This window comes from Cohnella silvisoli (genome assembly GCF_021190915.1).
In the GTDB taxonomy this organism is placed as follows: domain Bacteria; phylum Bacillota; class Bacilli; order Paenibacillales; family Paenibacillaceae; genus Cohnella; species Cohnella silvisoli.
This window is the reverse complement of sequence record NZ_JAIOAP010000012.1, coordinates 34,090-57,526: the sequence shown is the minus strand read 5'-3', so window position 1 is coordinate 57,526 and position 23,437 is coordinate 34,090. Positions and strand designations below refer to the sequence as shown.

General features: G+C 47.7%; 34 protein-coding genes and 2 tRNA genes. 21 read left to right on the top strand and 15 right to left on the bottom strand.

Annotated elements, in window-relative coordinates:
• Positions 1–2: 2 nt before the first annotated feature.
• The 9 genes from K7P76_RS33370 to K7P76_RS21055 all read left to right on the top strand — a co-directional run bounded on the left by K7P76_RS33370 (position 3) and on the right by K7P76_RS21055 (position 6,630).
• Complete coding sequence (locus K7P76_RS33370; RefSeq protein ID WP_304518415.1) at positions 3–2,240, top strand: LamG domain-containing protein; 2,238 nt, start codon at positions 3–5, stop codon at positions 2,238–2,240.
• Positions 2,241–2,249: 9 nt separating this feature from the next.
• The gene (locus K7P76_RS21085) at positions 2,250–2,618 is read left to right on the top strand and encodes a hypothetical protein (RefSeq protein ID WP_232187293.1); all 369 of its coding nucleotides are present in this window, start codon (positions 2,250–2,252) and stop codon (positions 2,616–2,618) included.
• Positions 2,618–2,752 carry a hypothetical protein gene (locus tag K7P76_RS33200; RefSeq protein WP_255678679.1) on the top strand — a complete coding sequence of 45 codons (135 nt, stop codon included), beginning with the start codon at positions 2,618–2,620 and terminating at the stop codon, positions 2,750–2,752. The genes K7P76_RS21085 and K7P76_RS33200 overlap by 1 nt, the downstream gene beginning before the upstream one ends.
• A 16-nt stretch (positions 2,753–2,768) precedes the next feature.
• Positions 2,769–3,206: a phage holin family protein gene (locus K7P76_RS21080; RefSeq protein WP_232187292.1), complete on the top strand. Its 438-nt coding sequence runs from the start codon at positions 2,769–2,771 to the stop codon at positions 3,204–3,206.
• Positions 3,172–3,900: a peptidoglycan recognition protein family protein gene (locus K7P76_RS21075; protein WP_232187291.1), complete on the top strand. Its 729-nt coding sequence runs from the start codon at positions 3,172–3,174 to the stop codon at positions 3,898–3,900. The genes K7P76_RS21080 and K7P76_RS21075 overlap by 35 nt, the downstream gene beginning before the upstream one ends.
• A 102-nt stretch (positions 3,901–4,002) precedes the next feature.
• Complete coding sequence (locus K7P76_RS21070) at positions 4,003–4,623, top strand: DUF4352 domain-containing protein (protein WP_232187290.1); 621 nt, start codon at positions 4,003–4,005, stop codon at positions 4,621–4,623.
• Between the two features lie 246 nt (positions 4,624–4,869).
• Positions 4,870–4,963 (top strand) — tRNA-OTHER (locus tag K7P76_RS21065).
• 92 nt (positions 4,964–5,055) lie between these two features.
• A complete protein-coding gene (locus K7P76_RS21060) occupies positions 5,056–5,757 on the top strand; it encodes a uracil-DNA glycosylase (RefSeq protein ID WP_232187289.1) in 702 nt (233 codons plus the stop codon).
• Positions 5,758–6,630: an SPL family radical SAM protein gene (locus K7P76_RS21055; RefSeq protein ID WP_232187288.1), complete on the top strand. Its 873-nt coding sequence runs from the start codon at positions 5,758–5,760 to the stop codon at positions 6,628–6,630.
• Here K7P76_RS21055 and K7P76_RS21050 read toward each other — a convergent pair.
• The 4 genes from K7P76_RS21050 to ku all read right to left on the bottom strand — a co-directional run bounded on the left by K7P76_RS21050 (position 6,570) and on the right by ku (position 9,833).
• Positions 6,570–7,487, bottom strand: coding sequence for an S-layer homology domain-containing protein (locus K7P76_RS21050; RefSeq protein WP_232187287.1), 918 nt, complete (start codon positions 7,485–7,487; stop codon positions 6,570–6,572). The genes K7P76_RS21055 and K7P76_RS21050 overlap by 61 nt on opposite strands.
• Positions 7,488–7,710: 223 nt before the next feature.
• Entirely contained in the window at positions 7,711–7,926 is a 216-nt protein-coding gene (locus tag K7P76_RS21045; protein WP_232187286.1) for a DUF3006 domain-containing protein, read from the bottom strand.
• Positions 7,923–8,846, bottom strand: a complete 924-nt coding sequence (locus K7P76_RS21040; RefSeq protein ID WP_232187285.1) for a ComEC/Rec2 family competence protein — start codon at positions 8,844–8,846, stop codon at positions 7,923–7,925. Before K7P76_RS21040 ends, K7P76_RS21045 begins: the two co-directional genes overlap by 4 nt.
• A gap of 147 nt (positions 8,847–8,993) precedes the next feature.
• Positions 8,994–9,833, bottom strand: a complete 840-nt coding sequence (gene ku / locus K7P76_RS21035) for a non-homologous end joining protein Ku (protein WP_232187284.1) — start codon at positions 9,831–9,833, stop codon at positions 8,994–8,996.
• Positions 9,834–9,995: 162 nt separating this feature from the next.
• Between ku and K7P76_RS21030 the strand changes: the two genes are divergently transcribed.
• The 3 genes from K7P76_RS21030 (at position 9,996) to K7P76_RS21020 (ending at position 11,511) form a co-directional block, all read left to right on the top strand.
• A complete protein-coding gene (locus tag K7P76_RS21030) occupies positions 9,996–10,217 on the top strand; it encodes an alpha/beta-type small acid-soluble spore protein (RefSeq protein WP_232187283.1) in 222 nt (73 codons plus the stop codon).
• An 87-nt stretch (positions 10,218–10,304) separates the two neighbouring features.
• Positions 10,305–10,478: an aspartyl-phosphate phosphatase Spo0E family protein gene (locus K7P76_RS21025; protein ID WP_232187282.1), complete on the top strand. Its 174-nt coding sequence runs from the start codon at positions 10,305–10,307 to the stop codon at positions 10,476–10,478.
• Positions 10,479–10,557: 79 nt separating this feature from the next.
• Positions 10,558–11,511 carry an aldo/keto reductase family protein gene (locus K7P76_RS21020; protein WP_232187281.1) on the top strand — a complete coding sequence of 318 codons (954 nt, stop codon included), beginning with the start codon at positions 10,558–10,560 and terminating at the stop codon, positions 11,509–11,511.
• Positions 11,512–11,572: 61 nt separating this feature from the next.
• On the opposite strand, the gene K7P76_RS21015 is transcribed toward K7P76_RS21020, so the two are convergent.
• From K7P76_RS21015 to K7P76_RS21000, 4 genes are all read right to left on the bottom strand, one after another.
• Positions 11,573–11,797, bottom strand: a complete 225-nt coding sequence (locus K7P76_RS21015) for an alpha/beta-type small acid-soluble spore protein (protein WP_232187280.1) — start codon at positions 11,795–11,797, stop codon at positions 11,573–11,575.
• A 107-nt stretch (positions 11,798–11,904) separates the two neighbouring features.
• Positions 11,905–12,054: a hypothetical protein gene (locus K7P76_RS21010; RefSeq protein ID WP_232187279.1), complete on the bottom strand. Its 150-nt coding sequence runs from the start codon at positions 12,052–12,054 to the stop codon at positions 11,905–11,907.
• A 13-nt stretch (positions 12,055–12,067) separates the two neighbouring features.
• The gene (locus K7P76_RS21005) at positions 12,068–12,238 is read right to left on the bottom strand and encodes a hypothetical protein (RefSeq protein ID WP_232187278.1); all 171 of its coding nucleotides are present in this window, start codon (positions 12,236–12,238) and stop codon (positions 12,068–12,070) included.
• A 33-nt stretch (positions 12,239–12,271) separates the two neighbouring features.
• Positions 12,272–12,418, bottom strand: coding sequence for a hypothetical protein (locus K7P76_RS21000; RefSeq protein WP_232187277.1), 147 nt, complete (start codon positions 12,416–12,418; stop codon positions 12,272–12,274).
• A 234-nt stretch (positions 12,419–12,652) separates the two neighbouring features.
• Here K7P76_RS21000 and K7P76_RS20995 point away from each other — a divergent pair, with 234 nt between their 5' ends.
• Entirely contained in the window at positions 12,653–12,829 is a 177-nt protein-coding gene (locus tag K7P76_RS20995) for a type II toxin-antitoxin system HicA family toxin (protein ID WP_232187276.1), read from the top strand.
• A complete protein-coding gene (locus K7P76_RS20990) occupies positions 12,826–13,203 on the top strand; it encodes a type II toxin-antitoxin system HicB family antitoxin (protein ID WP_232187275.1) in 378 nt (125 codons plus the stop codon). Before K7P76_RS20995 ends, K7P76_RS20990 begins: the two co-directional genes overlap by 4 nt.
• Positions 13,204–13,443: 240 nt before the next feature.
• Here K7P76_RS20990 and K7P76_RS20985 read toward each other — a convergent pair.
• Positions 13,444–13,519, bottom strand: a tRNA-Val gene (locus tag K7P76_RS20985).
• A gap of 186 nt (positions 13,520–13,705) precedes the next feature.
• Between K7P76_RS20985 and K7P76_RS20980 the strand changes: the two genes are divergently transcribed.
• Positions 13,706–13,894 (top strand): hypothetical protein, encoded by a 189-nt coding sequence (locus tag K7P76_RS20980; RefSeq protein ID WP_232187274.1) that lies wholly within the window; start codon positions 13,706–13,708, stop codon positions 13,892–13,894.
• Between the two features lie 194 nt (positions 13,895–14,088).
• Here the strand turns inward: K7P76_RS20980 and K7P76_RS20975 are convergent, their stop codons facing one another.
• Positions 14,089–14,862: an MBL fold metallo-hydrolase gene (locus K7P76_RS20975; protein WP_232187473.1), complete on the bottom strand. Its 774-nt coding sequence runs from the start codon at positions 14,860–14,862 to the stop codon at positions 14,089–14,091.
• A 184-nt stretch (positions 14,863–15,046) separates the two neighbouring features.
• On the opposite strand from K7P76_RS20975, the gene K7P76_RS20970 reads away from it, so the two are divergent.
• From K7P76_RS20970 to K7P76_RS20955, 4 genes are all read left to right on the top strand, one after another.
• Entirely contained in the window at positions 15,047–15,250 is a 204-nt protein-coding gene (locus K7P76_RS20970; RefSeq protein WP_232187273.1) for a hypothetical protein, read from the top strand.
• A gap of 173 nt (positions 15,251–15,423) precedes the next feature.
• Positions 15,424–16,014 (top strand): stalk domain-containing protein, encoded by a 591-nt coding sequence (locus tag K7P76_RS20965; RefSeq protein WP_232187272.1) that lies wholly within the window; start codon positions 15,424–15,426, stop codon positions 16,012–16,014.
• Positions 16,015–16,135: 121 nt separating this feature from the next.
• Entirely contained in the window at positions 16,136–16,435 is a 300-nt protein-coding gene (locus K7P76_RS20960) for a DUF1292 domain-containing protein (protein ID WP_232187271.1), read from the top strand.
• A 103-nt stretch (positions 16,436–16,538) separates the two neighbouring features.
• Positions 16,539–16,865, top strand: a complete 327-nt coding sequence (locus tag K7P76_RS20955) for an L-rhamnose mutarotase (protein ID WP_232187270.1) — start codon at positions 16,539–16,541, stop codon at positions 16,863–16,865.
• An 86-nt stretch (positions 16,866–16,951) separates the two neighbouring features.
• Here K7P76_RS20955 and K7P76_RS20950 read toward each other — a convergent pair whose 3' ends face one another.
• Positions 16,952–17,371 carry a DUF1885 family protein gene (locus K7P76_RS20950; protein ID WP_232187472.1) on the bottom strand — a complete coding sequence of 140 codons (420 nt, stop codon included), beginning with the start codon at positions 17,369–17,371 and terminating at the stop codon, positions 16,952–16,954.
• 133 nt (positions 17,372–17,504) lie between these two features.
• Here K7P76_RS20950 and K7P76_RS20945 point away from each other — a divergent pair, with 133 nt between their 5' ends.
• Positions 17,505–17,792: a DUF3055 domain-containing protein gene (locus K7P76_RS20945; RefSeq protein ID WP_232187269.1), complete on the top strand. Its 288-nt coding sequence runs from the start codon at positions 17,505–17,507 to the stop codon at positions 17,790–17,792.
• Positions 17,793–17,844: 52 nt separating this feature from the next.
• Here the strand turns inward: K7P76_RS20945 and K7P76_RS20940 are convergent, their stop codons facing one another.
• Positions 17,845–19,317, bottom strand: a complete 1,473-nt coding sequence (locus tag K7P76_RS20940; RefSeq protein ID WP_232187268.1) for an aminotransferase class I/II-fold pyridoxal phosphate-dependent enzyme — start codon at positions 19,315–19,317, stop codon at positions 17,845–17,847.
• Positions 19,318–19,554: 237 nt separating this feature from the next.
• Here K7P76_RS20940 and K7P76_RS20935 point away from each other — a divergent pair, with 237 nt between their 5' ends.
• Positions 19,555–20,730: an MFS transporter gene (locus K7P76_RS20935; protein WP_232187267.1), complete on the top strand. Its 1,176-nt coding sequence runs from the start codon at positions 19,555–19,557 to the stop codon at positions 20,728–20,730.
• A gap of 81 nt (positions 20,731–20,811) precedes the next feature.
• Here the strand turns inward: K7P76_RS20935 and K7P76_RS20930 are convergent, their stop codons facing one another.
• From K7P76_RS20930 to K7P76_RS20920, 3 genes are read right to left on the bottom strand one after another with little or no spacing between them, the layout of a single operon-like run.
• Positions 20,812–21,468 (bottom strand): TetR/AcrR family transcriptional regulator, encoded by a 657-nt coding sequence (locus K7P76_RS20930; protein WP_232187266.1) that lies wholly within the window; start codon positions 21,466–21,468, stop codon positions 20,812–20,814.
• Between the two features lie 42 nt (positions 21,469–21,510).
• Entirely contained in the window at positions 21,511–22,539 is a 1,029-nt protein-coding gene (locus K7P76_RS20925; RefSeq protein ID WP_232187265.1) for an ABC transporter permease, read from the bottom strand.
• A complete protein-coding gene (locus K7P76_RS20920) occupies positions 22,536–23,291 on the bottom strand; it encodes an ABC transporter ATP-binding protein (RefSeq protein ID WP_232187264.1) in 756 nt (251 codons plus the stop codon). Before K7P76_RS20920 ends, K7P76_RS20925 begins: the two co-directional genes overlap by 4 nt.
• Between the last annotated feature and the right edge of the window lie 146 nt (positions 23,292–23,437).

Genomic DNA, 23,437 nt, shown 5'->3' with positions numbered 1-23,437 from the left:
ACATGCAAAGAGGACTTAAAACAATAGGTAATGCCGGGATAAGCAATAACGTTGGTGGACTAACCAACTTTTTCGGCGATGGTTCAGACGGAGCATTTAACCCAGCAACGATACTCAGTACGGGGACGACAGCGCCTAATGGCGGGACAGTGGCTAATCTGTGGGATATGAACGCGGGGACGATATTCACAACCAGTACCCTTTCAAATGCATCCGATCAAGTGTTATTCCAAATTGACTTTAGCAGTCAACAGTATCTTAGCGGCAGCGCCGGGTCTTCGCCGACTGGTATGCGAATATTCGTCGGAACTATTTCAGTGGGAACAAGAACATTATCATTGCAATGGTCAGATAATGCGTCTACTTGGACTGAAGTAGGAACCACCCCGATTACTACAGCTGATGCGAATTCTGGTCTTTCGGGGGGGAATCAATATCGTAGATACTGGCGGTTAGTGTTAAAAGCGGGTGGATCAAATTGCACATTTAGTTGTCAAGGGGTCGCAATAAATTATAATGGAGCGATTGCCCCTTTTGATACTCAAACAAATTTTGTATGGCGACTCATGTATCCTGTCACAATCCATAGTGGAATCGTAATCAAACAATACTCGTCGTTGACTCTTCCAGCTGGATACGCAATGACCACGGACAGCCCATGCCGCGGTCTTATTATTTACTGTCAAGGTAACGCGGATATAACGGGTACAATCGACATGTCGCAAAAAGCCGGGTTAGCGCCGAACGGCGAAGTCATCCCGATGCTCGTTACTAAGAAAGGGCAGTACAATGCGAAAACATCGTCACTGCTTCATTTTAATAACAGCATTACAGATGATAATGGCAAAGTATGGACAAACAATGGTGCAGCAACATTTGATTCAACAAATAAAAAATTTGGAAGCCACGCCATTTCGTTAAATGGTACGAATCAATGGATCGATACTCCTGCAAGTGATGATTTTAGTTTTGGTAGTGGTGATTTTACAATTGATTTTTGGATGAGACCGAATAGCTTTGCGGCGCTGGGTTACGTATTTGGTAGCGCGGATGTAAATACCGCATATGGTTCGATAGGTGTCGCTACTACTACGACTCCGAGAATTCGACTAATCTACCACAAGCAAGGTGATCCATCACAAATAACAGCAGACGGTACCACATCACTAAATACAGCAACTTGGTATCATGTTGCAATAGTTAAATACGGTGAATACCTGAAGTTATACTTGAACGGGAACGCTGAGATATCCGTTTTAGCACAGGGAATGCAAATCCAGCGTTGCCTTAATAAATTTGCGATAGGACGTGCTGGAGAATACACGTCGAATAATTTTAACGGCTGGATCGACGAATTCCGCGTAGTCAAAGGCAAAGCAATGTATACAGCCAATTTTACACCGCCTGTCGCAGAATACACCTACACAGCCACGTACACCGACACGCCGAAGACACTGGAGAAATACTATCAACTTACGACAGTGCTACAAGCATTGCGTGGTGGTTACGGCGGGAATGGAGGATATGGCGGCGGCTCAAGTTTCAGTACAGGGAGACAAACACAAGTTGGAATCGGCGGCTCTGGCAGATTGAATGCCGGTGGATTTGGCGGAGGAGGCTCTGGCGGAGCTGCGTCTGACCCATCAACTCAAAATATGACGGGCGGTCAAGGTGGAAGTATTCTGTATAGTGAACTTGGTGGTGGTGTTGGTGTGACGTTATCTAAACAAGTTGCCGTCGATTGTAGGTTTTATGGACTCCCAGGGTCTAATGGAAGTGGCGGTGGTGGTGGAATGGGTTCTGGTACAAACGTTTCAGTTTCTTCAGCAGGTGGGTCCTGTTTTGGTGGTGGTGGGGGCGGTAGTGGTGGTTGCGTATCTTCTGGTTCTACGTCAGTCGGGAGTAATGGTCAATATTCTGGAGGATTGATAGAAATAGTGTGCGGTAATAACATCACAATTAATTCCGGTGGAGTGCTATCGGCTAATGGTGGTAATGGTGGAAACGGGGCCGCGGGTAATTATAGTGGCGGTGGAAGCTGTGGTGGAGGCGGTGGTGGTGGTGGCTCTGGAGGCGGAGTTATCGCATTATTTTATAAGGGGGCCTATACAAACAATGGAACTGTCCAATCAAATGGTGGTGTAGGAGGTTCCGGAGGCGCGCTTGGTTCTGGTGGAGAAGCAGGCGGCGCAGGCACATCCGGCAGCGCAGGAACCATCCATACTCAACAAATCGCATAGGAGGCTAATATGAGAGCCATATATATTTATAACCCACACAGCGCGCCAGAGGTTGCGCTTATTTCTCGTGTACAAACGGAGCTTGGCGGGTACGTTGAGATCGTGCCGATCGATGAGGCTCCTGATCTTGTCAGGCGGCTTGTACGGGAGACTCCGGCGTTTATCTCGGCTGACGAACACTTGCAAGGGCAAGCGCTACTTGACGAAGGAGTAGACGGAAAACTACTGCTTACCGCAATCTTATATCAACGCATGGAAGCGGACGAGCTTGCTATCCATCAAGCTGAGACGCATCGTCTAGATAATTTAATCAATGTGGAAAAAGCTACGGCTATCGACGAATATACGCTCGAATTAATTGACGGAGGTGTGATTTAATGCGGACACTAGTCGAAAGTTTAAAGCGGCTTTATAACGCCGATCCCCCGAAGGTTACGATAGAAAAACTGGACGCACTCCTAGCCGAAGGGAAGATCACGCAAGCCGAATACGAATATATTACGGTATCATAACGGAGGTTTACGCAATATGAACGGACAATCGATAATCAACGTAAGCGCCGGGCTCTTGGGCGCTTTTATTACGTTCGCTTTCGGACACTGGACGGAGGCAATGACGTTCCTACTCGTGGTAATCGCGGCGGACATCGTTTCCGGAATCTCCGCATCTATCGCGGAAGGGACCGGCGTTAAATCGTCAATCGGACGCCGAGGCTTCGCGAATAAGGGTCTTATGATTCTCGTTATCCTCGTCGCCCATCGTGCGGATGTTTTGCTCGGAATCGACGTCGTCATGGGCAGCGCAATTTACTTTTACGTTGCGAACGAACTACTCTCCGTTATCGAAAACTACGGTCGTGCGGGCTTGCCGCTGCCGGACGTCGTTAAACGTTTAGTAACGGTGCTTCGCGAAAAGGGAGGCGTGAGTGATAATGGCGAAATCCGCGGTAAACCGACGGACGTTTAAGCGGTACACACTCGAAGAATACATCACGCAAGCCCTAGCGCCAGCAGCCGCACGAGTCCGTTTCTCCGAGGTTCACGTACACGGAACGTGGAAGCCAACGATCGCCCAATTCCGTAAGGATGGCGGCTTAAAAATCGTTCAGGCAATGTGGCGTTTCCATACGGGTACGCGCGGTTGGTCGGATATCGGGCAGCACGCAACGGTTGATCCGGACGGCTACGTATGGGAAGGACGCTCACTACTCGTTCCCCCTGCGTCAGCCGAAGACTATAACGACTCTGATAATGACGGCGTGCATCCGTTCATGTTCGAGATGGTCGGAAACTTTGACCGCGGCTGCGAACGGTTAGAGGGTGCACAACTCCGAACGGCGCTCGGATTATGCCGCGCGGTGATGACGCTAATGGGGCGCGGAACTGAGATCGTCCACTTTCACCGCGATTACACGAGCGCGAAAACGTGTCCGGGTAGCGGCGTCGACCGCGCGCAATTCATCGCGGGAGTGGTGGCGCTTGGCGCGGTACCTACGAAACCAATAACGGAGGTTAAACCGAAGATGAACGTTAAGGATGCGGAAAAAGTTATCGCGCATTTATCTGCGGCGTGGGGAGCGGCGAAAGTAACGGATAGGCCGGAGATACACCGGTTAGCGGATGAGGTGCGGAAAGTGGCGGGGATATCCGTTGGAAAATAATTGAATAGTAAACGCGACCCTTCGGCAGGAACTACGTATATATTCGTAGAATCTTGTCGAAGGGTCTTTTTTTGTTTATTCTAAGAATTGGGTGATATGAGGATGCACATCGACGGAAAAGTAAAGCCGGTAAATAAAGGTGATCATAAAAAGAAAAGAGAACAAGGCGATAAAATTTTATACTGGGCACTTGGGGTAATTATTCTACTTATAATTATAGCGGGGATATTCGCAAGTAACGGTAGCAATGAAAATCCCGTGGCTACGTCTTCTTCGCCTATTTCGATCGTTGAAACGCCCGCGGCCGCTATAATCCCCGTTTATAAACTAGGTCAGGACGCCAAGGCCGGAACGTTTACGTATAAAGTTTCCGGAGTAACCGTTACGGACGTGCTCAAATCGGGGTATGACGAAACGAAAACGGAGGACCAATTCGTAGTTGTAAAGATACGCATAACTAACGGTGATGTAAATCCGCGCGATATAAGCGCTAATTCATTCGAGCTGCGCGATCAATCCGGCAATTCATACAAGGCGTTTGACCGCAACAGCAACGTAGGCAAGGACGAGCCGCTATATTATGAAACGCTAAATCCCGGATTAAGCCGGACGCGCGTCGTCATATTCGAAACACCGGCGGGCATTAGCGGATTAACATTACGCGCGGACAGCGGTGTCGCGTTAGCTGGCGGAGAGTTCATCGACATAGACCTCGGACAATAAGCGTTAATTAGGCGGCTCACTTGCGGAATAAACCCCGTAGGTGGGTCGTTTTTCTTCGTTTAATTGACGTAATTACCTCGCGGTGATATTATCGGATTAGGTTATGGGGCGCGCTATTTTCGAGTAACGACGCCGGCATAACGCAGGATTCGGATAGCCTCCGTTTAACCCTTCGGTAAGCATCCGTAAAAGTGTTCCGCGAACGCACCTAATAAGACGTGCTTGATACGACGGATAACGTAAGACGCCGTAGGCATATCGATTTTTGCCTCCGCTCGTCAAACTTAAAATCCTGCGGTAGGTGACTACCGTACGGGTTCGACCCCCGTCCTCGGCACCACATACTTAATCAATGAATCGAGAAGTTCCTCAACCTTGGGGAGCTTCTTTTGCTATAATTAAGGTCAATAGTTGGGAAAGCGGAGGGTTAGTATGGGGACAGGCCTACTTGCGGGGCTGCAGAATGACTGGGGAAAATTGCTGAGGGATGAGCAGGAAAAGCCCTACTACAGACAGCTTATTCAGCGCGTGGGGGAGAATTATCGGGAGCAGACCGTGTATCCGCCCCAGACGGACGTCTATCGTGCGCTTGAGCTAACCGCTTATGCGGATGTTAAGGTAGTTATTCTAGGTCAGGATCCGTATCACGGACCACATCAGGCTCATGGACTAAGCTTCTCGGTACTGCCCGGCATTAAATTGCCGCCATCGCTAAAGAATATATTCAAAGAATTGCAGGAGGATATCGGCTGTCCGATTCCCAACCACGGATTTTTGGAGCATTGGGCGAAGCAAGGGGTGCTTCTGCTAAACAGCGTACTTACGGTACGGGAAAGTGTGCCGAACTCTCACCGCAAGCTGGGATGGGAAACTTATACGGATAAGATCATTAGTCTTCTTAATGAGCGTGAAAAGCCTGTGGCATTCGTCTTATGGGGCAAGCATGCACAAGATAAAGGGCGTTACATCGACGAGACCAAACATTTCGTGCTGAACTCGGTGCATCCCAGTCCATTATCGGCCTATAACGGCTTCTGGGGGAGTCGGCCTTTTTCAAAATGTAATGCTTTCCTGCGTGAGAAAGGTCTTGAGGAGATTGATTGGTATATTCCGATTTTGGAGGATGGTAAATAAATGGGTACAGCCAGATGGCTAACCCCGGCTTCGGGATACTTGGAAGGGTATACGCACACGTTGAATCCTTATGTCGGTTGTTCGTTTGGTTGCTCTTATTGTTATGTTCGCCGATTGCCGGTAGGTTTGTTCCGGAGCGAGCCGTGGGGGAGTTGGGTGGATGCCAAGAAAGCCGAACCGCTGAAGCTTATGAGCGAGTTGGCTAAAGCCAAAAGCAAAGGGTCCGTCGCCATTTTCTTCTCATCGGCAACGGACCCTTATCAGCCTATAGAGGTTAGCGCGCAAGTTACGCGATCCCTGCTCGAGGTTATGGTGGATGAACCGCCGGATTTCGTTCTACTGCAGACAAGAAGCCCTCTTGTTGTCCGTGATATGGATTTGCTTCAGCAACTGAAGGATAGAGTGAGGGTGAGCATGACGGTTGAAACCGACCGCGAGGACGTTAGGCGCGTTCTGACGCCTTCAGCGCCTCCGTTGGCAGGTAGGTTGAATGCATTAAGGCAATTAAGGGATGCAGGGATCGACACTCAAGCGGCGGTGTCGCCCATATTGCCGCATACCCCGGATTTCGCGCGGTTACTGTCTGTTACGGCTCCCCGAGTTGTCGTAGACGACTTCTTCAGCGGTGACGGAAGCGGCGGCCGACGCAGCGAGGTGCTCGGAATGAGGCCAATATTCGAACAAAACGGATGGATCTCATGGTACGATCCATCCGTCATAGGGAGATTTGTGGACAGTCTCAGGCCATATATGCCTGAGGCTGCTATCGGTGTTAATGCGGCAGGTTTCGCACCGCCTGAATACAAAGTTGCTTACTGTCCCGAAGATACGGAAGTTGCATTAGATCCGGCAGAAACCGAGTCGGAAGGTTGAAGCTGCCCCAATACCGGCTTGTAGCTCGACGGAACGTAGGTAACGGCTTTCACTTCGGTAATCACTTGCGCGAACATTTTATCGGGATCTGGAAGCACCGCTTTATAACTGATGATGGCTTCGCCTTTTACGAACTGGATGCCTGTAATTTCGATGCCATAACCCGGATTGGGGGCTAAAGCGGCAATCGTAACCCGAGTTACGGTATCCGATTCTTTGTCCGAAGTTAATTTAACGTCATTTAAGACCGGAGTTTCAGGAATTGGCGCAGGTTTCGTATTCTTGATAAAGTTCACGGTTCTGGCAATCATGGTCGAAGCTTCAGCGGTTGTGACGCTGTTCTTAGGGTGGAACTTTTGTTTGTTATCGAGCGTAACAATCTTAGCAATCAGCAATTTCTGAATGCTGTCCATATACCCTTTCGTAACTTGGTTAGCGTCCGCGATTTCCTGGAAAATTTCAATCCATGCATAATCCCCCTTGTGGCTCAAAGCGCCAAACAGCCACTTGACGAACTGTTCTCTAGTCACTTTGGCGGAGGGATTAATATCTTTCGGAAGATCTAGCCCGTTAAACTGGGCGATTATGAAGCTTCCCGCATAAGAGGCGTTGTCTTTGACCTTAGTATAATAGTCGCTTGCCTTCGGTTCTTTAATAAAACGAATGTTATCGATGTTTAAATCCAAGCCTTTCACGATCAAGGTTACTGCCGTAGCCGCATCGATACTGTTCTTCTCATTGTGTTTGTTCCAGTCGTCATTGCCTTTATGGGCATAAGCGGAACCGCTTAATGCCATACTGAAAATCGCAACTAGCATAAGGTACATTATCGGCTTCTTCAACAATTTGTTCATCATGGTATCCCTCCAAATAATATAATCATTTCCCAATGGGTACCCTCTAGACGGCGTCCGGATGGAAAATGTTGCGGTTTATTCGAAGATTGCCGTCGAAGAAGCTGTAATCGGCAATTCACACCTCCAAGAAGTAAGGAAGGTGTAGTTTATGAAGCGCTCGTTGATCTCGTAATGGACAAGATTTGTAGCGGCGTCAAAAGAGGCACATCAAACCGTTTTTCGTTTATTCGAATAACTCATCCATGAGTTGCTGAATTTCCTGTTTTTTCCTGGCTGTTTCCCGACTGTCTAGACGAATTTCTCCATCCTCCAGTATGACGGCATCCCCTGCCTTAATGCCATGCGGTAAAGACGCCCTTGGAAAATCCTTCGTTATCCCGCCGATTTCGATAATGGCCATTTCACCTTCAAACCGATCGATCACTCCGCGCTCCATCATTTCACCTTCACGAATGAGATTTTATTGCCATCGCTTATTGCGGTAACCGTGCCGTTCAAATCCGTCCTATAGATCGTAATATCTGAGGCTTTGAGCCGGTTTAAGATGGCCGAGGTCGGATGCCCGTAACTATTGTGTCCAACGCTGATAACGGCGTATGTGGGAGAGACGGCTTTGAGAAAAGCGGCTGAGGTGGAGGAGTTGGAACCGTGATGGCCCACCTTTAAGACATCCGCTCGTAAAAGTTGTTTCGCCTCGATCATGTCCGACTCCGATTTCTTCTCGGCATCGCCGGTGAAGAGAAACTTATTATCGCCATAGGTAAGATGAAGGACCGCGCTCCAATCATTCAGGTCGTCGCCATAAGCTCTAACGGGTCCTGCAAACTTGGCTGCTATGCCTTCAAGCGATAAAACAACACCGGATTTAGCTTCTTTAATGGTTAAACCCTGATTTTTCACGGCTAACAGGAAGTCTTTGAAGGTATCGGTCGTGTGCGACACTTTGGGGGCGTATACAGTACTAACTTTAAAGTTTGCGAGTACGGTGTCAAGTCCGCCGACGTGATCCGCATCGGGATGAGTGGAGATCATGACTTCCAAATCATCAACGCCAAGCTGCTTAAGGTAATCAACGACTATAGGCCCTGCCTCATTTTTGCCGCCGTCTATCAATATGTCTTCTCCTGCAGCCGTCTTTATGTAAGTGGAGTCGCCTTGTCCGACGTTAAGGAAATAAACCGATAGCTTTCCTTTTTCCGGCGCTTTGATTTGATCGGCTTTGATTGGACGGCTTACCGAAGAAGCGCTTGAGTCGCTCGTGAAAGTCGAGGGACTGGAAGTTGGTTGTTTAATGTTCGTACAGTTTGTACTTATTATGGTTATCAAGAGCATAACAAGGGCGGGACATACTTTGCGCATGGGAATTGTCTCCTGTGTCATCGGGGATAGAGCAATTTTACAATGGCACGAGGCGGACTTACAGGTAATTATTATCAAATAATAAAAAAAGAAGCCTCGACATGCAAGGCTTCAGCCTATTACGGAATGGTAAAGCAAACTTATGAATTACGAAACGGTTTCCTTCTTTGCGGCAGTTTTGCGTTTGTTTCGGCCGGTAGTCGCGGGAGCCGGCGTTTTGGCGGCTTCAAGGCTGGCCTGGAGGGCGGCCATCAGGTCAATAACATTCGTTCTTTCGGCAGCAGGGGAACTGACGATATCAATTCCTTTCCCGGCAATTTTCTGTTGGATGGCATCCGTTAGCGCAACTCTGTAGTCATCGGTATATTTCTCCGGTTCGAACTTTGCAGACAATTGCTCGATTAGCATCTTGGCCATTGACAATTCTCGTTCGTTGACTTGCCCTGCTTCCGGTAAATTAGGCACTTGCTGCAATGCGCGTATTTCATCCGGATAGTGCATGGTCTCCATACAGATGCAATTTTCTATTGCTCGAATCGCGGCTAGGCTGCTTTTGCTGCGAATGGAAATTTTTGCGATCCCGATTTTGCCCGATTGTTTGATTGCCTCCAGCAGCAGGCTGTAAGCGCCGCCTCCTGCCATATCCGGGGACAGATAATAAGCCTTCGCGAAGTAAATGGGATCGATGTCAGTAAGATCGACGAAATCCAATATTTGAATGGTTTTATTCGTATCGGGTTTAATGGCCTCAAGCTCTTCTTCGTTAAAAATGACGAATTTGCCCTTCTCGTACTCGAATCCTTTGACGATTTCTTCGTATTCCACTTCCTTCTCGCAGTGTTTGCATGTTTTGACGTGAGAGATCGGGGTGCCGCATGTTTTGTGTATGTTTTTGAAATGGATATCCTTATCTTCCGTTGCCGTAAACATCTTAACGGGCACATGAACAAGACCGAAGCTGATCGCGCCTTTCCAAACCGTATGCATACCGCCACTCTCCTTTTGGTTCAGTGTTCCCAATTCAGCTCAAAAGTTGATGTGAAGAAGAGCGGTTTTTTTATGGTTTTTATGATGGAAATAGCCTGGAGAATGCATAAGAGGAAACTCAAGGAAGCATAATACGAGGGAAATTAGTGGAGGTGAGATAATATGGCAAACGATCGCAATTCAAACCAACTCGTCGTTCAACAAGCCCGGGCCGCACTTGACCAACTGAAATTCGAAGCTTGTCAGGAACTTGGCATCCAGATCCCTCAAGACGGATATTATGGGAATATGATGACGAAGGATACCGGTCGTATCGGCGGTAACATCACAAGACGTTTGGTTCTAATAGCAGAACAGCAATTGGCTGGACAGTTTAATCGTTAATAACTCAGGACATAAGAAGAGCAGAGAGGCTTCCTCCTGCTCTTTTATTATGACCCACAACAATAACCACGATCGAGAGGGTTGAAAATGGCACGAGAACTTGAAGAATTGCTCCGACAAATCGAGCAGATGAGAAGCGAACTTTATGAATTGATTAACGGTAAACGGTTCACGGATCAGGAAGTCATTGTTGCAAGCCAGATGCTTGATTCTATATTAAACGAATACCAGCGTTTATTAGCAAGAAAATCTAAAGAATAACGCACGAACATCGTACTCATATATTTGGCGAAGATAAATAAAATAGTGAAAGGTCATTTGGGAGTGGGAGGGAAGCTAATTGAAGTATAGGAAATTGGGAAATACCGGACTAAAGGTTAGCGAAATCAGCTTGGGAAGTTGGCTTACTTACGGAGGGTATGTAGACAATCACCAGGCAATCGCAACAATCGTTAGGGCGTATGAGCTTGGAATTAATTTTTTTGACACGGCAAACGTGTACCGGCGGGGTGAATCCGAGCAGGTCGTTGGCAAAGCGCTGGCCATGTATCCGCGATCGTCTTATGTGCTGGCAACGAAAGTTAGAGGGCCGATGGGAGAGCTCTCCAATGATCAGGGGCTGTCCCGCAAGCACATCATAGAACAGTGTCACGCTTCTTTGCGACGTTTAGGCGTGGAATATATTGACTTATACTATTGCCACTATCCCGACGCGGACACACCGATGGAGGAGACATTGAGAGCGATGGACGACTTGGTTCGACAGGGGAAAGTTCTTTATGTCGGAATCAGCAACATGTCCGCTTTGGAAATTTCAAAAGCGGTGTCCATTAGAGAAAAGCATGGGTTGCATCCGATCGCAGCAAATCAGCCATTATACAATATGTTCACAAATGAAATCGAACATGAAATTATCCCATTATGCGAACGGAACGGGATAGGGCAAGTTGTCTATTCTCCGCTAGCCCAAGGCGTCCTCTCAGGTAAATACCGTTCTATCGCCGAAATTCCTCCGGCCAGCCGAGCATCCGATAGAGATGGTTATCAAGCGGTTCAGTCATGGCTTAAGGAAGAATTTCTGATCAAAGCGAGAAGACTGCAGCTGATTGCTGCCGAGTTCGGCCTTACTTTGTCTCAAATGGCGATCGCATGGACTCTGCGAATGGCTAACGTATCAAGCGCAATTATCGGAGCGAGCCGTCCGGAACAGGTAGAAGAGAATGTTCGAGCGTCAGGGGTTCGTCTTAAAGAAGAGCAATGGGTTCGTGTTCATTCCGCTCTGATTGACCTTTAGAGTTGTAGTAAAATAGAAAAGAGCAGGAGGATATCCTCGCTGCTCTTTTATTATTGCCGTTTTATCTAAAATTTGCTTGTCCGGCCAATTGTTGTTCAGCGATTTGCACTAAGCGGCGCGTGATGTTACCACCGATACGACCTGCGTCTCTAGAAAGTAAATCTCCGTTATAACCATCCTTCGAGAATTGAATCCCGAGTTCTTGGGCTGCTTCATACTTCATTTGATCTAGTGCAGCACGGGCTTGTTGAACAACGAGTTGATTCGAATTACGATCGTTTGCCATTATTGTCTCACCTCCACTATTTGCCACTTATTATGCTTCTCTAAATATTTTTCTATCCATAAACATACCGGCTAAAGTTCAACTTTATCTAGCGAATCGACGCAATTTTAATCCTCTGGCGTTCGATCAAGGTAAAGGTGTGTTACTTCGGTTGAGTCTCCGCGGTCCTTTTCTTCTGCTGTTGCATCTTCTTCAAGGGTATTGTGCGTGTCAATGCTTGGTGCGATCGTCGGTTCGTGATCTTTTTCTATTGACATGGAAGTCACGCTCCTAGGTTTGAGGATTGATCCCGCAGGAATCAGAATAGCCGTCGTTTTCTTTCATTTCCTGAAGCTCGTCGCTCATCTCATCGTCATGAGGCATTTCAGCAACTATCTTTACCGTTCGTACTGGGTAGTCTAATTTTTCTTGGGTTTCATCTGTTTGATTGATTTTATCCATTAATTTGTCTCCTTTCATTTGTAGGGAATGACGCTATTCTGAGTCATTTCGGTAATGAGGGTGAATTGGCGGAAACAAAAATTCGTTCTCTTGAGGGTCGTCTGATCTTTCGTTGTCATCGGGCATTTCAGCAGTAAGCTTTACTTTTTGTGCATCATCGTTTTGATTATTGTCTGTCATGGGTAAGCTCCTTTGCTGGATGGCATTACCACATCATTCTTTGCTTCAGCAAGTCGGTTTATACTGTGACCCCCACCCTGTCAAGATGGGGGACGGAATAAGGGGTATCCTCAAAAAGTCTGAAAGTTATTCTTAACAAGAAAACAGTAGAATGTAGACTCGAAATGGGTATATTATAGTATCAGGCGGTGATACTACGGAATATGAAGATCAGATGTTGTTTGGGATGACATCGTGTCTTTGTTTCGTGGGTGTGGCGTAACTGTCTCGGAGGGGAGTGGGTCCCGAGTGCGCGCAGAACTAGATGATGTTAAGGCGACGTTTCATCGACCTCACCCGCAGAGAGTGACGGATAAAGGCGCTTTGAAGTCTGTTAGAAAATTCTTATCGGAAGCAGGTGTTACACCATGATGGAGTACAAAGGGTATATAGGACGTGTAGAGTATGATGATGAAGCCAAAATATTACACGGCGAAGTAATTAACATTAGAGATGTGATTACATTTCAGGCTACGAATGTAGATGATATTGAATCTGCTTTTAGGGATTCAGTTAATGACTATATTGATTTTTGCGCTGAAGAAGGTGAAGAACCGGAAAAGCCGTTCTCTGGAAAGTTTGTGGTTCGCTTAACGCCTGAGCAACATAGATTAATCTCTTTGGCTGCTAAAGTGTCTGATAAGAGCTTAAACTCATGGGTTACAGAACATTTATACCGAGATGCAGAGAAAGAGCTTGAAGATCATGGATTAAAAACTTCTTTTATAGCCGGTCTGGTTAAATAATCATATCTTGTACACCATAAAATATTTCCCTCATATGTCGGTCCAATCGCTTCTTACAATGAGAAATCGAATTATTTCGACTCTCTTTGGTTAGGCGATATCTGGATCGGCATTTTTTATTCTGATTAAATGAGATTTCAGGTGATTAATTTTCTGACGAAGATTTGAATTATGAAATAAGAAAAAGAATGAACAATAAAAAGAAGCCCTATTGTACAAGGCTTCTCGGGTTTAAGTATATGGTGATCTGAACAGGGATCGAACCTGTGACCCCCACCCTGTCAAGATGGTGCTCTCCCAGCTGAGCTATCAGATCATGTTTTTAACAGCGACAGGTAATATCTTACCAACTCTTAAGGGGAAAGTCAATCCAAATCCGAGAACTTTTTTTGTATTATTCACGCCAACCTCAGGGAGCCCGATATTCCTTCTTAATGTGTGCTTTTTCGTTACAACCTAACGTACATATGTAACAATAGTATTCCGGCGGGAGGAACGTTGGATGAGGGATGCGGCGTTGCTTATGGTGTGGCTGGTCGGCCTTTTTGGGTTGATCGGCGGTGTTCTTGCGGCTGTTGCGCGATTCGTGAAAAAGGATTCCGTGAAATACGATAAGCAATTTACTTGGATAGCGTATAGCAGCTTATGGGGAAGCAATCGAAATAAAGACCCTGACGATGATGGTGAATGATTGATTGAAACATGAGGGGCGGTTTAAGCCATTAACGACGTAAACCACCCCTTATTCGTTTATTCTTCTTCATCCCATTTACGGGAATAGGCTTTCTTGGTAACCCATAGGACAACCCAAATGAGCAAGACGGCAATGACACCGGCAAAAATATACGTGGCAAGCAATGGATAACTTCCTTTCGTGCGAAGGTATTACTCTATCATACCGAATTGTCCGGCAAATGTTAACTGGTCCACATCGTAGATACGGTGCTGCTCCACGAACTTCATAGGTCCGGTGCGTCCAACAAAGTCAGGCTGGTCGTCGCCGTAATGCATGAGGAATACCCGCTCTTGGATCGCTTTGGGCAAGGTGAGCAATTGAGACAAGCAAGCATGTACGACCCCCGGGGGATGCAACTGGCAATCGTGAAAGATGACCCGAACATCCCGGTCGTTCACTAAGGAGTTAAGCAAGTCCGAATCGAATACGGTGTCGCCGGAATAAAAAAAGAAGTCGTTAAACAGCAAAGAGTAATTTGCCTTATTGGGTATATGGCGGGTAGCGATCAATTCGACATGCAAGCCAGGCAATAAGTCATGCGGCTGTCCAACCGATAGGGGACGGACATCAAAGAAATCATGCAACGTTTCGGTTTCGTCCTGCTGAAGACCGCCTTTTAACGAATGTTCCCACAGCGTCTCCACTAATGTATCGGCTAAAAACAAAATAGGCTTGCGGCCGAAGATGTATTTCATTTGGAAAGCAAGCTCTTCAAGTCCTCCGATATGATCGGCATGAATGTGTGTAAGGAGTATGGCGTCAAGGTCATTAAAGCTGTAACCGAGCTCGTACAGCGCTTTAGGAGCGGTAATGCCGCAATCCACCAGAAGGGTTAATCCATCGACGGTAAGCAGCGCGTTGTTATTATTGAAGACTTTGGCAAAGGCACTGCCTGTTCCCAACATTTGAATCTTCAAATCGATACCCCCTACACATGGACGCGGTTCTCTCTAAGATATAGCTTTTACCAATGTACCATAATTTACCGTGCCGCGTAACAAGATTGTGCAAAAAACATAGTCGGATTGTTGTGACGCTTTGGGCGGAATCGGCATAGTCTGAGGGGAAGTTAATTTCGCCTTAGCGCCTTGCGAGAGGAAGATTCCGATGTCGAAAGCGAAGACCAAGAAGAAGTCAACTGCCGCGGCAGAAAATAGAAGAGCGCAAATGAAAATCGTTACGTCCGATACTTGCGCGGTTTGCAAAACCCCATGCGCCAGAGGTTTGGCTTATTTGGACAAAATGAGTTCCTCCGGCGCGATGGGTTACGGTGTTCCATGCGTATTAACATTACCGGGACGCAAGCCTTAATAGCGTCCATTTCCCGGGCAAGCGCAAGCTTCGCCAGGAAGCGACAATAATGGTTTTGCCTTTATAAAAAAAACTCCAGAAATTTTTGGCTTTCGTGCGCAACTTTCCGCCGGACCGTCGGTATAACCAAGTACAGACACGCAATTGAGTCGGTGAGACGGAGGATGCTGATCATGAAAGTCCGTAAAATTATCCTATTAACTTTAATATTTACATTGATCTGTGGCAGCGCTGTATTCGCAGATTCCATTACTCAGAAAGTACGTGTTTTGTTGAATAAGAAGGAAGTTGATGCGGCAAGCGTACTCGTAGATAACAAGCCTTACATTTCAGCTAAGCTAGTTGCTGATAAGCTTCAAGCGATTTTGCTTTGGGATGAGAGCAACAAGAAAGTCACTATTTATAAACCCAATGTCCATATGCTTACTAAAAACAAGGATAACGACATTTTCGGCGTTGTAAATAAAGACAAGGATCAGAAAGTTAAGTTCAATGTTTTTACGCAGATAGACACGCTTAAAGCGGAAATAAGCGCATTTAAATGGACAATCGTGGATCCTTACCAAGAAGAAACATTAATTGAGGCGCGGAGTTCGGATGATAAGGATTTTCCCGATTCCGGCAAAGATAACTTCTGGGTCAATAGCAAGGATATTTCATACACGTTTGATAGCGCTGGTTCGTACTTGATTCGTTTCTGGATGAAACCCGTAGGTGAGTCCTCTTACCAAGTTGTCTCGGAAAAAGTCATAACATCCAAATAAAATAGATGAAAACGTCCGAACCCCTTCTAAGGTTCGGACGTTTTCCGTTTGACCCTTGAAACCGGAAATGATACGATACGTGGGTAGGTAAATTCAACCGATTGAACGGAGGTTCGCCACCATGAGCGATCATGTCCATGATGAGAACTGCGAACATGACCACGATGAGGAAGCCGTATTTATCGTAACGGACGAAGACGGCAAAGAACACGAAATGGTGCTGGTGTACACATTTGAAACCAATGATCGTGCGTACGCCGTATTATTGGATCGCAATGATCCTGAGGACGACGGCGTTATTTTCCGTGTCGAAGAAGAAGGCGAGGACGAGGTTCTCGTTAACATCGAAGACGATCAAGAATGGGAAACGGTTATGAAGGTATATGAAGAGCTGGCCGCCCAAGAGAACGAGAACGGGTAAGAGCTGCCGTCATCAAGATCATCTGTGAAAGAAGGCTGTTCCTTACGAGTCCGCATGGACATGGGAGCAGCCTTTTGTTCTTGCATAAAAAGGAGGCGAAATCGTGAACCGGAGCAATAAGTTTGCTTGGACATGGTCGATTAAGGAACAGTTTCTGGAGGAGTACGTTAGTTTGCATTTGGCGCCCTGGCCGGAAATTATGGAAGAGCACAGTAAAGCGGGTATCCGCAATTATTCTATTTTCCAGAATGGCACGCAGTTTTTTTATTGCTTCGAATGCGACGACGTTGAGGCGGCTTTCGCTTATATCGCCCAGAGTGAAGCTTGCAACCGTTGGAATGCGATAACGTCCAAGATGGTTCAGGGCTCATTTGACTTCCAAGAGGCGGAGCCGATATCGCCGATGCGGGAAGTGTTTTATTTAGCATAGTAAAATAATCCGGACGCAAACATAAAGAAGCTTCCTCCGCAGACGACGGAAGAGGCTTCTTTGCGATTGCGTATGATGAATTTCATTTATTTGCGTGGGTTGAAATAAATCGTCCGGCCGTTAAACATCTTCACTTCGGCTTGCAATTGCTTGCCGATCCATTTGCACAGTTCGTTGGCTTTCGATTTATCTCCGTGGGTCGAGTCGTCGGGTAATACGAGTTGGATATAAGGCACGGTTGTACCGTCTTCTTCCCGTTTGCCCGTTCCGACCACGATATAGCGATACAGTGGATTAATCCCTTTTAGATAAAACCATTGATCTTTGGCTTCGGGTTTACTCTCAATGCTGTAAGGAAAAGCGGCTTCGGCGTAATCCCAATCGAGCTGCTTGCCGGTTAGCGTCATTTGTTCCCGATAATGGTGAAGCTGCTCCTTGACGCCATTTAGATCGATCTCGGCTACAGTCGAGCCCTGTACAAGAGAAATGTAAGCGCTTTGACTCATCGGTTCCACCCCCACGCCCATGATAGCATTTCCTTCTTGCCTTGGCAACGGGTACCATGTTGCCAAGGACAAGCCGCCAATGTTAGAATAGACATAATATTCAGACAATTAAATCAAACCGGGAGGGAAGCGAATGCTTGAGAACCTCTACGATGTGATCGAATCGTCTAACGTCAATTTTGTCGGCTGTATCTCCGAAGAGAGCCGTTTTGATTTTGCCATCGTTTATACGAGTCATTTCTTTGGAAAACCGCTTGTCGTCTGCATGCAAACCGGCAGATCGTCACCGCTCAGCGCCGACGATCTAGGGGATACGGAAATTCTGCGATCGCGATTCCTCGTTACGGATCAAGCGGCCATTGAACTGAGCAGCTTGCTTCGCAGTCGGTTGCCTACGTTAGAAATGCAGGATCAATATTGATAGAAAGGGTCTGTTGCTCGTTTAACGAGAACAGACCCTTTCTTAGTTCTATTTACGAAATTGCGGTTTCCTCAAGAATAACCTTAACGTTAGTAACGGAACGATCCTCGGGCCCTTTTACCGGCAGGCCTACTTCCAGATGATCGACGATATAATCGATATTTTCTTGCGAGATGACTTCCCCGGGCAGCAAGATCGGAATGCCGGGCGGATAGACGTAGATGAACTCGGCGATAATTCGGCCTGCCGACTCCTTGAAGGGGACAACCTCGGTTTCCCCATAGAAAGCATCGCGAGGCGTTAAAGCGAGATGCGGGATTTCCGGGATTTTGACCACGACCTCGAGAATTTCCCTGGAGTCCGCATGGTAGGCATCGGACATTGCCGTGAGCGCCTCCACCAATATCCCGATCGATTCATCATCGTCGCCGGGAGTAACGAGACAAAGAATGTTGTACATATCGCTAAGCTCGACCTCGAGACGGTAATTTTCCCGCAGCCAGTTTTCCGCGTCATAACCGGTTATGCCCAGGTGGCGAACATGAATCGTCAGCTTCGTCGGATCATAATCGTAAGTTGCTTCTTCGCCTAGCAATTCCTCGCCAAAGCAGTAAAGTCCGAAAATCTGATTGATAGCCGTCCGGGCTTTTGCCGCCAGATTCACGGTTCTTTCCGCTAATTGCTTGCCATGAATCGCTAGTTGGCGCCGTGCCGTGTCCAAAGAAGCTAATAGAGGATACGAAGTGGACGTCGTCATAAGCAAGCTAAGAATCGTCTGTACACGGTGAGGGTTGACCAAGCCTTTACGGATATTCAGAACAGAGCTTTGGGTCATGGAACCTCCCAGCTTATGAATGCTCGTCGCAGCCATGTCGGCACCGGCCTGCATAGCGGATAAGGGCAATTCATCGGAGAAATGAATTAACGCGCCATGCGCCTCATCGACAAGAACCGGAATATCGTATTCATGCACCAGATCGACGATTTCTTTCAAGTGAGTGCATACCCCGTAATAAGTTGGGTTAATAATCAGAACAGCTGCGGCGTCCGGATGGCGTTCCAATGCCCGGCGTACCGACTTAGTCGTCACGCCATGATCGATTCCCAAGTTCGTATCGCGAACGGGTGACAGGAACACGGGGCGCGCGCCGGCGAATATAATAGCCGATAAAATCGATTTGTGAACATTCCGGGGCACGATGATCTTGTCCCCATGGCTGCAAGCGGATAGGATCATTGTCATAATGACTGTGCTTGTTCCCTGTACGGAGAAGTAGGTGGCATCCGCGCCGAATGCGTCCGCTGCGAGCTGCTGCGCTTCAAGAATAACACCGATAGGCTGATGCAAGTCATCGAGAGGAGCAATATTGATCAAGTCGATGTCCAGAATGTTTTGTCCAATATATTCACGGTATTCGGGGTCCATGCCCGCCCCTTTTTTATGGCCTGGAATATGAAATTGCACTGGATTACGTTCTGCGTGGGAACGCAGAGCATCAAATAACGGAGTACGGTTATGATCCAAGGGAAGTTGCCTGCCTTTCTCAAACGTTCATCTAATAGGTAAGAAAACATAGTTCAAACAAGCATGAGTATAACAAATATGGGGGGGAAATCAACCGCTGTCTATACAAAACAGGTCTTGTCACCAAAATGTCAACAGTCCGATTTGGAACAAAGCGTTGTATATGCTACCATCAGGTATAGATTGCGGCAACGAAAAACGCCCTTTATCGTTCTATAAAGAGGAGAGAGAACTACCGTGAAAAGCAAATTAGCTATCGTCGGACTTATGCTCTTTACGATTTTTATCGGTTTTGGCATCATTATTCCCGTATTGCCCCAGTTAGTGACGGAAGCTAGCGCTAAATCGGCGAATTGGCATACCGGGGCGATGCTGGCTATTTACTCTTTAATGTCGTTTTTACTCAGCCCGGTCTGGGGCGGGCTTTCGGAGCGAGTGGGCCGTCGTCCTGTGATCATGACCGGCGTATTAGGCTTCAGCATCAGTTTCTTGATATTCGCCCTATCGGGAGATAATCTGGCCATCATGTATGCTTCCAGGATTCTGGGAGGGTTGTTCTCCGGAGCGGTCGTATCCTGTATCGTTGCTTATGTAGCGGATATCACGACCGAGGAAGAACGGACGAAGGGAATGGCGGTTGTGGGAATGAGCATCGGGCTCGGCTTTACGTTCGGGCCTGGTTTTGGCGGATTTCTGAGCGAAATTACGCTGCACACCCCATTCTATGCAGCCGCGGCGCTTTCCTTTATCGTTTTTGTCGCAGCATGGTTCAAGCTTCCCGAATCGCTGCCGCCGGAGCGACGAGCCTCGAGGGAACAGGGTAAACGGGTTTCCCGGTGGACGGCGTTTCAAGGCCCGCTTAAATACTTGTACGTGTTAGCCTTCTTCGTGACGTTCTCGCTTGCGATATTGGAGGCAACCTTGCAATTGTTCGGAATCGAGCAATTCAACGTAACGCCGTTGCAAATCGGCATGATGTTCTTCTTCTGCGGGCTCGCCGGCGCTGTCGTGCAAGGAGGAATCGTTCGTCGTCGCGTGAAAAAAGGGCAGGAAGGGCAGTATATAGCCATTGGGCTGCTCATTTCCGCGGCTGGATTTTTCCTGCTGCTGACGGCAAACAGTTGGGGGATGGCAACGGTTTACCTCTGTGTATTCGGAATAGGCAACTCGTTAATCAAGCCTTGTGTCACGTCTCTCATTACGCAGAAGACGACGGTCGGTCAAGGCATCGCTTCGGGCCTTAGCTCTTCCATGGACAGCTTAGGGCGCATTGTCGGCCCATTGCTGGGGGCGGCTCTGCTCGGAGCGACATCTTGGCTGCCTTTTGTCGTATCGGGCTTGCTCTCGGTTGCGGCTCTTGGACTGTTGGCACAATTCCGCAGCCAGGATCGGCAGCAGCGAGTAGAAGCCTAGGTTGAATCGTCTGAATTATGATTATCCATAAAGACGTAAAAAAAATGGAGGGTTCGCCTCCAGTTTTTTTACGTGCATGCATCAATCTTTCCGACTAATGCCATGCAATATAAATTGAATCGTCGCTTCTCGTTCCTGCGCGTCGTTCCATTCCTTCGGCGCCAGCAGAAACCGTACGAGCAAATAGCCGAATAGGGTCGACCCTACCATCCGAATCGTCGTAAGCGCCGGTAAATCGACGATTTGCCCTTGCTCGCGGTAATGATTGACGACCCGAGACATTTTCTGAAGCACCCGATCGGCTACTTTCGATAGAAACTGTTCCCGCAGCTCGGGATGGAAGGGAACCTCTTGCAGTAAAATCCGGATGACTTTAATATTTTTCTCGGCAAAAGCAATTCGATTGTCCAACAATCCCCGAACAAAACCTTCGAAAGTCGCATGAGGTTTATCGATAAGCGGGTATAGACCGCGTAAGACAAAAGGTTCAATAAGTCTCGCCACGAAAGGAGCGACGATGGAATACAACAAATCCTTCTTCGTCCGGTAATGCCGGAAAATCGTTCCCTCCGCCACGCCTGCACGCTGCGCGATTTCGCTCGTTGCAGCGCCGGAGTAGCCTTTCTCCGCGAATACCTCCACGGCCGCTCGCAATATTCGGGATTGCTTGTCGGTCATCTGTTCGCCTTCGTGCTTTTCCAGCAGTTCCTCCAACCAATTCTCTAACGGATCCTTCACGGTGCTCACCTCCAATGCTGTAAGCCAAGCTCTATCCGCTCATTATATTCGACGGTGCTTGCGCAGCGCCAGCACGTTTAGAATCGCAAACAGCAAGGAGAAGCCGACAAGCGCGGCGGAATCGACCCAAACGTCGTTCCAGCCTTCGCCTCTTAGCATAATTCCTCTAAGCGCATCTGCCCCATAGTAGAGCGGGAGAGCCCTCCCGACCATTTGCAGCCATTCCGGCATCGATTGTAAATCAATAAGTCCACAGAAAAAAATTTGAGGCACGACGATAAGCGGAATAAATTGAAACATTTGAAATTCGTTCTGGGCATAAGCGGATAGAAGCGTGCCTAAAGTAAGCGCCGCAAGGGCAAGCAGAAGATTCATAACTAATACGAGGATAAAAGAGCCCTCCAACGCGATTCCCAGCACGCTCGTCGCGTACCAGGCGATAAGCGTTGCTTGCAAAAGCGTGAACAGTCCGAATCCGAGCAAATAACCGGCGACGACTTCCCAACGTCTAAGCGGCGTGGCAAGCAACCGTTGCAGCGTTCCGGTCGTTCTTTCCCTTAAGAAAGAAACGCCGGCAATTAAAAAAACGAAGAAGAAGGAGAAGAACCCGACTAACACGGAGCCGTAATAATCGAAAATATCCCGATCGCCCGAGCCATGCAAATAGGAAAGAACCGGCTCAACTTCGTTGCCTTTATTGCTTAGTTCCTGCAAAGCCTTCTGGGCAACGGCCATCACGTTGCGGATTTTCGTCGGGTTGCTCCCCTCGAGAACGATGTGGGGCTGCAGTCCGTCTAGCGTGATTACCGCATCCAGCTCGTTATCGCCCATTTGCTTTAAAGCAAGCTCTTCATTCTCATAAGGGGTAACGACAGCGCCATTATTTTGCAATGCGGATACGACCGGAGAGGGTAACTTTACAGCGCCGATGAGCGGATCAACCGCTTGGCCGTCGAACACGAGCTTCATTAGCGTAAGAACAAGCAACGGCGCAAGCAGCATTAGCGCGAGCGTGCGCTTGTCTTTAATGAATTGACGTATTATACGGAAAGCTAGCGCCCGGATTCTCATGCCGCACCCCCGCCATAAGTAATGAATGCATCTTCCATCGTCGACGAATGGGATTCGGTTTTTAACTGCTCCGGACTGCCAAAGGCAATGACCCGCCCATCCCGGATCATCGCCAATCTATCGCACTTTTCCGCTTCATCCATGACATGTGTCGTAACAAGGATCGTCACGCCGTTCTTGCGAAGATGATCCAACTCATCCCAGATGGTTTTGCGCAGCACCGGATCGATTCCGACGGTAGGTTCGTCGAGAATGAGCACTTCCGGCTTGTGCATCAGAGCAACGGCAAGCGATAATCGTCTCTTCATGCCCCCTGAATAGAGCTGAACGGGTTTCTTCAAATCGCCGGACAATTTAACAAGCTCCGCCACCTCCTGGATTCGCTTCTTCAACACGGCACCGCGCAGTCCATACAAAGACGAGAAAAATTCCAGGTTTTCTTGCGCCGTTAACTCACCGTAAAGAGCGTCCGATTGGGCCATATAACCGATTCGGCTAAGGACGCTAAGCTTTGGCATATGCACATCAAGCAAGGTAATGGAGCCGTTATCGGGCACGTCAAGGCCGGTGATTAAGCGGACTAGCGTTGTTTTACCCGAACCGGAGGGCCCTAGAAGGCCGAAAATTTCACCTCGTTTGACCGTTAACGATATTTGATCCAGCACGATTCTTTTCCCGAATGCTTTAGACACTTGAACGGCTTCGATGCAATCGTCCGCTGCAACAATCGGGGAAGGGGCGTTGAGATTCATTGGGCATCTCTCCTTTAATAAATGAGTGATTACTCACTTTTTATTATAGGGTGACTGGATAGAACTGTAAAGTGAGTAGTCACTCATTTATTTTTGAGTTCATATTCCGTTCACATTTGTCCCTTATTGTTAAGTAATGGAATATC

Excerpts from the sequence above, each read along its gene's own strand:
- K7P76_RS33370 (WP_304518415.1), top strand. The coding sequence starts at position 3 with ATGCAAAGAGGACTTAAAACAATAGGTAATGCCGGGATAAGCAATAAC.
- K7P76_RS21085 (WP_232187293.1), top strand. The coding sequence starts at position 2,250 with ATGAGAGCCATATATATTTATAACCCACACAGCGCGCCAGAGGTTGCG.
- K7P76_RS33200 (WP_255678679.1), top strand. The coding sequence starts at position 2,618 with ATGCGGACACTAGTCGAAAGTTTAAAGCGGCTTTATAACGCCGATCCC.
- K7P76_RS21080 (WP_232187292.1), top strand. The coding sequence starts at position 2,769 with ATGAACGGACAATCGATAATCAACGTAAGCGCCGGGCTCTTGGGCGCT.
- K7P76_RS21075 (WP_232187291.1), top strand. The coding sequence starts at position 3,172 with ATGGCGAAATCCGCGGTAAACCGACGGACGTTTAAGCGGTACACACTC.
- K7P76_RS21070 (WP_232187290.1), top strand. The coding sequence starts at position 4,003 with ATGCACATCGACGGAAAAGTAAAGCCGGTAAATAAAGGTGATCATAAA.
- K7P76_RS21060 (WP_232187289.1), top strand. The coding sequence starts at position 5,056 with ATGGGGACAGGCCTACTTGCGGGGCTGCAGAATGACTGGGGAAAATTG.
- K7P76_RS21055 (WP_232187288.1), top strand. The coding sequence starts at position 5,758 with ATGGGTACAGCCAGATGGCTAACCCCGGCTTCGGGATACTTGGAAGGG.
- K7P76_RS21050 (WP_232187287.1), bottom strand. The coding sequence starts at position 7,487 with ATGATGAACAAATTGTTGAAGAAGCCGATAATGTACCTTATGCTAGTT.
- K7P76_RS21045 (WP_232187286.1), bottom strand. The coding sequence starts at position 7,926 with ATGATGGAGCGCGGAGTGATCGATCGGTTTGAAGGTGAAATGGCCATT.
- K7P76_RS21040 (WP_232187285.1), bottom strand. The coding sequence starts at position 8,846 with ATGCGCAAAGTATGTCCCGCCCTTGTTATGCTCTTGATAACCATAATA.
- ku (WP_232187284.1), bottom strand. The coding sequence starts at position 9,833 with ATGCATACGGTTTGGAAAGGCGCGATCAGCTTCGGTCTTGTTCATGTG.
- K7P76_RS21030 (WP_232187283.1), top strand. The coding sequence starts at position 9,996 with ATGGCAAACGATCGCAATTCAAACCAACTCGTCGTTCAACAAGCCCGG.
- K7P76_RS21025 (WP_232187282.1), top strand. The coding sequence starts at position 10,305 with ATGGCACGAGAACTTGAAGAATTGCTCCGACAAATCGAGCAGATGAGA.
- K7P76_RS21015 (WP_232187280.1), bottom strand. The coding sequence starts at position 11,797 with ATGGCAAACGATCGTAATTCGAATCAACTCGTTGTTCAACAAGCCCGT.
- K7P76_RS21010 (WP_232187279.1), bottom strand. The coding sequence starts at position 12,054 with ATGTCAATAGAAAAAGATCACGAACCGACGATCGCACCAAGCATTGAC.
- K7P76_RS21005 (WP_232187278.1), bottom strand. The coding sequence starts at position 12,238 with ATGGATAAAATCAATCAAACAGATGAAACCCAAGAAAAATTAGACTAC.
- K7P76_RS21000 (WP_232187277.1), bottom strand. The coding sequence starts at position 12,418 with ATGACAGACAATAATCAAAACGATGATGCACAAAAAGTAAAGCTTACT.
- K7P76_RS20990 (WP_232187275.1), top strand. The coding sequence starts at position 12,826 with ATGATGGAGTACAAAGGGTATATAGGACGTGTAGAGTATGATGATGAA.
- K7P76_RS20980 (WP_232187274.1), top strand. The coding sequence starts at position 13,706 with ATGAGGGATGCGGCGTTGCTTATGGTGTGGCTGGTCGGCCTTTTTGGG.
- K7P76_RS20970 (WP_232187273.1), top strand. The coding sequence starts at position 15,047 with ATGTCGAAAGCGAAGACCAAGAAGAAGTCAACTGCCGCGGCAGAAAAT.
- K7P76_RS20965 (WP_232187272.1), top strand. The coding sequence starts at position 15,424 with ATGAAAGTCCGTAAAATTATCCTATTAACTTTAATATTTACATTGATC.
- K7P76_RS20960 (WP_232187271.1), top strand. The coding sequence starts at position 16,136 with ATGAGCGATCATGTCCATGATGAGAACTGCGAACATGACCACGATGAG.
- K7P76_RS20950 (WP_232187472.1), bottom strand. The coding sequence starts at position 17,371 with ATGAGTCAAAGCGCTTACATTTCTCTTGTACAGGGCTCGACTGTAGCC.
- K7P76_RS20945 (WP_232187269.1), top strand. The coding sequence starts at position 17,505 with ATGCTTGAGAACCTCTACGATGTGATCGAATCGTCTAACGTCAATTTT.
- K7P76_RS20925 (WP_232187265.1), bottom strand. The coding sequence starts at position 22,539 with ATGAGAATCCGGGCGCTAGCTTTCCGTATAATACGTCAATTCATTAAA.
- K7P76_RS20920 (WP_232187264.1), bottom strand. The coding sequence starts at position 23,291 with ATGAATCTCAACGCCCCTTCCCCGATTGTTGCAGCGGACGATTGCATC.